Annotated in this window: 4 protein-coding genes; 1 reads left to right on the top strand and 3 read right to left on the bottom strand. The window is 43.4% G+C overall.

All coding sequences use genetic code 11. The annotated features are described in order from the left end of the window. The first annotated feature begins 222 nt into the window (after window positions 1–222). Window positions 223–405, top strand: a complete 183-nt coding sequence (locus tag PF479_RS15670) for a hypothetical protein (RefSeq protein WP_298008335.1) — start codon at window positions 223–225, stop codon at window positions 403–405. A 49-nt stretch (window positions 406–454) separates the two neighbouring features. On the opposite strand, the gene PF479_RS20860 is transcribed toward PF479_RS15670, so the two are convergent. From PF479_RS20860 to PF479_RS15660, 3 genes are all read right to left on the bottom strand, one after another. Beyond that, on the bottom strand, window positions 455–778 hold the full coding sequence (locus PF479_RS20860) for a transposase (RefSeq protein WP_367277251.1): 324 nt from the start codon (window positions 776–778) through the stop codon (window positions 455–457). A gap of 66 nt (window positions 779–844) precedes the next feature. After that, window positions 845–2,011: a glycosidase gene (locus PF479_RS15665; protein ID WP_298008332.1), complete on the bottom strand. Its 1,167-nt coding sequence runs from the start codon at window positions 2,009–2,011 to the stop codon at window positions 845–847. Then, window positions 2,008–3,252: an AGE family epimerase/isomerase gene (locus PF479_RS15660; protein WP_298008328.1), complete on the bottom strand. Its 1,245-nt coding sequence runs from the start codon at window positions 3,250–3,252 to the stop codon at window positions 2,008–2,010. Before PF479_RS15660 ends, PF479_RS15665 begins: the two co-directional genes overlap by 4 nt. Between the last annotated feature and the right edge of the window lie 171 nt (window positions 3,253–3,423).

Here is a 3,423-nt window from a genome sequence, read left to right as displayed (position 1 = left end):
ACCGTAGCAAGTTGGTTGCCGAAGGCAAACAACGTGACGAAGCCCGTTAGGGCGGAGTGAGTCGCCGGTTTAAACTTAAGCCCCTTGTCGTCAAGACGAGGGGCTTTTCTTTTTATAATTCCGTGTTCGGGCCTGGATGGGTGGAACAAATACAAAAAGTAAAGGATTTTGCTGATGGCTTAAACTGACGATTGAAGAGGCAGCGGAGCGTAGTCCGGATGCATGTCCGAGAAGCAAACGAATTTTGTGACCAGGCCCAGCTATATGAGCATGACTCTGAACGAGGAAGTGACAGACAAGAGCAAAAGACTGCTTTTTGCGAACACGGAAGTCAAGCTCATTGGCGCCGATGGTACTATGGACCTGTCCCCTCAACCGGGACAATCAGTTAAGCCACACTTTTAGATTCATATCCTTCTGGTGTTTTAAACCCCAAATATGAATGTTTTCTCTGTCAATTATAGAATACTTCAATATACTCGAACAGAACATTTTTTGCTTCTTGCCTACTATTTAATATTTCATCATAAAGCCATTCCGTTTTAATACTTTTAAAATATGATTCAGCACAAGCGTTATCCCAACAATCCCCCTTGCGACTCATACTTTGAAGCATCTTTTTGGACTTTAATGCATTGCGGAATCTTTTAGAGCAATACTGGCTATCTCTGTCTGAATGAAAGATTAATCCCTTGGAAGGATTTCTCAGTTGTACTGCATGCCAGAAAGCCATAAGAAGCAAATTAGTATCAATCCTGGAGCTTACTGACCAACCAATAACTTTCCTGAAATATAATCGGCAATTCTAAATAGGAAAGAGCATCTATTACTTCTTGAGTTAATCCTATAAAAATGCCTTATTTTTCTCAATCAACTCAAGTCTCTGATCCACACAGCCTCGGGATGTGAGGGGGTCAGTAGGAGTGCTTTTTACATAATTCAGAAGCTGGCCGATTGTCGATGTGGCCACATGCATTCGAGTATCCGAAGAGGCGTAGTAGATGAACATGTCATCACCTTTTCGAATCCAGCCGTTTGAGAATACTACATTGGATACGTCTCCAATACGTTCTTCTCCCTGAGGCGCTATGAAGTATCCCGAAGGACGGTGGATTACCTTTGCAGGATCTTCCAGAGAACTTAGAAACATATAAAGGACATAACGAAGACCGGCGGCTGTATTTCTGACTCCATGGGCCAGATGCAGCCATCCATCTGGAGTTTTAATGGGGGCAGGTCCCTGGCCATTTTTTACTTCATTGTTTGTATGGTAAACCTTTGAATCGAGTATCCTTTCTTCAATAATTTCAGCATTCTTCATAGTGCTGCAGAATCCCCATCCTATTCCCCCACCGGACCCTGCCTCAATAAAACTGTCCTGTGGACGGGTATACAAGGCGTACTGTCCTTTGATGAATTCCGGATGAAGGACCACATTCCTCTGCTGGTCACTCTTGGTCCTGAGGTCGGGGAGCCGTTCCCACTTGTCTAGATCTTTTGTCCTGACGATACCGCACTGGGCTACTGCTGAGCTTGCATCTCCTGAAGGCGCGCTGGGATCTTTACGCTCGGTGCAGAACAATCCATAAATCCAGACGTCCTCATGCAATGTCAGTCTCATGTCGTATACATTTGTGTCAGGATCTTCGGTTTCATCGATTCTGATGGGTGTGGTGAATCGGAAATTATCAATACCATTCTCACTCTCGGCCAATGCAAAAAAGGACTTCCTGTCCTGGCCCTCTACTCTGACCACCAGGATGAACTTCTCTCTGAAATAAAGGGCTCCCGCATTAAAGGCTGCATTGATGCCGAGGCGTTCCATAAAGAAGGGATTGGTAACCGAATCAAAATCAAAACGCCAGGCAGGGGGAATATGGTCTGCCGTCAGTACTGGATTCTCAAAGCGTTTGTATCGGCCATTGCGGCTGAACCGGGCTCTGTTGGTTGTTGTTATCAGGGTTTCGTAATCTTTGACAATCCGTTCTTTTCTTTCATCAAAAAGAGTCATTTTTTTACTCCAGGATTTATTCTTTGTAATCGTTCTATTGATTCAATACAGCCTCGTGTATTGTGGTAGGGACACTTCCATTCATCAGCTTTATAGGGGTGTGTTTTGATTGTTTCCGGGTCATTTTGAGCATAGAAAAACCATTCACCGCCTTCCCAGTCAATAAGATGTTCTTCACAGAAGGTCCAGATATTTACTGCTGCCCTAAGAAAGTCCGATTCACCTGTCATCTCATAGGCATTGAGGAATCCGATGAGGGCTTCATTCTGAACCCACCAGATTTTTTCATGATCTATCCTTCCATCAGGAGAACATTCATTGTTTATTCCTTTAGATCCAAGAGTTCCATCGAGGTAGGTATTGAGGGCCTGCCTGGAAACCTTTAAAACAGCCTTTTTATATTTCCGCTTAAGATCATCATTATTGAGTGTATTTAATGCATCCTGGATCAGCCATGCGGCTTCAATATCATGTCCGAAAGACATTGTGTCAGAACGACTTATCCAGTCCTCGGTAAAAAAGAGTGTAAAACTACCTTTCTTTTTGTTGTAGATTTTCTCCATCATTATTTCCAGAACATGGATCAAAGCCTTTTCTATTGCTGGATCTTGTGTCACTTTAAAGAGAGTTGTGTAGGCTTCCATGATATGGAGGTGAGTGTTGTTGGATTTTTTTTCATTCTGATCAACATCACTGAGGCGTACATCCTCCATTTCCTGCCAGTCTCTGGAGAGGGCTTCGGTATAGCCGCCGAATCTTTTATCCCGGGCATGATCTTCCAGCTTATGGAAGAGATCAAGGGCTTCAGACTTTGATTCTTCATCTCCTGATATTTTGTAGTATTCACTGAAGGCATAGATACCAAAAGCCTGAGCGTAGCTCTGCTTGTGATTTCTGAGGATTTCTCCCTGTTCTGAAACCTCCCAGACCAGGCCCCCCTGGAGCTGATCTTTAAATAATTTTATCAGGCTTTGATAGGCTTTGCGGGCTAGTTCCCTATGGATCTCCTGACCGGTGAAACCGTATGCTCTGGAATAGGACCAGAGTAGTCTGGTAAAGAGAATGACTCCTTTGGGGGCTCCTGCTTCAGGATTGTTTTTTAAATCGATCCTGCCATAGAAATTACCTGATTCCGGATCAGGGATTATATCCGTCCAGAAGGGGAGAATATTCTCCAGGAGAACTTTGTTGATTTTGCTTTGAAGTTCTATTATGATTTTTTTTTGTGCCGCTGTATTCAATCATCAGGCTCCTCATAAATTGTATCATCCGTAGCCTCATCATAAACATAATGATAAAATCAGTCCAATGAAAAAAAAGGCTATATTACTGGAAGGTTCCATCTCCCATCATCTCTTTTCCCTGACCTGGCCGAGCATCGGTGGATCTCTTGCCATTATTCTGATTAACAT

The sequence above is a fragment of the Oceanispirochaeta sp. genome, from assembly GCF_027859075.1.
Classification (GTDB): Bacteria; Spirochaetota; Spirochaetia; order DSM-2461; family DSM-2461; genus Oceanispirochaeta.
Note: the sequence above shows the minus strand (reverse complement) of the source record. Positions and strands in the feature narration are given on the sequence as shown.

Excerpts from the sequence above, each read along its gene's own strand:
- PF479_RS15670 (WP_298008335.1), top strand. The coding sequence starts at position 223 with ATGTCCGAGAAGCAAACGAATTTTGTGACCAGGCCCAGCTATATGAGC.
- PF479_RS15665 (WP_298008332.1), bottom strand. The coding sequence starts at position 2,011 with ATGACTCTTTTTGATGAAAGAAAAGAACGGATTGTCAAAGATTACGAA.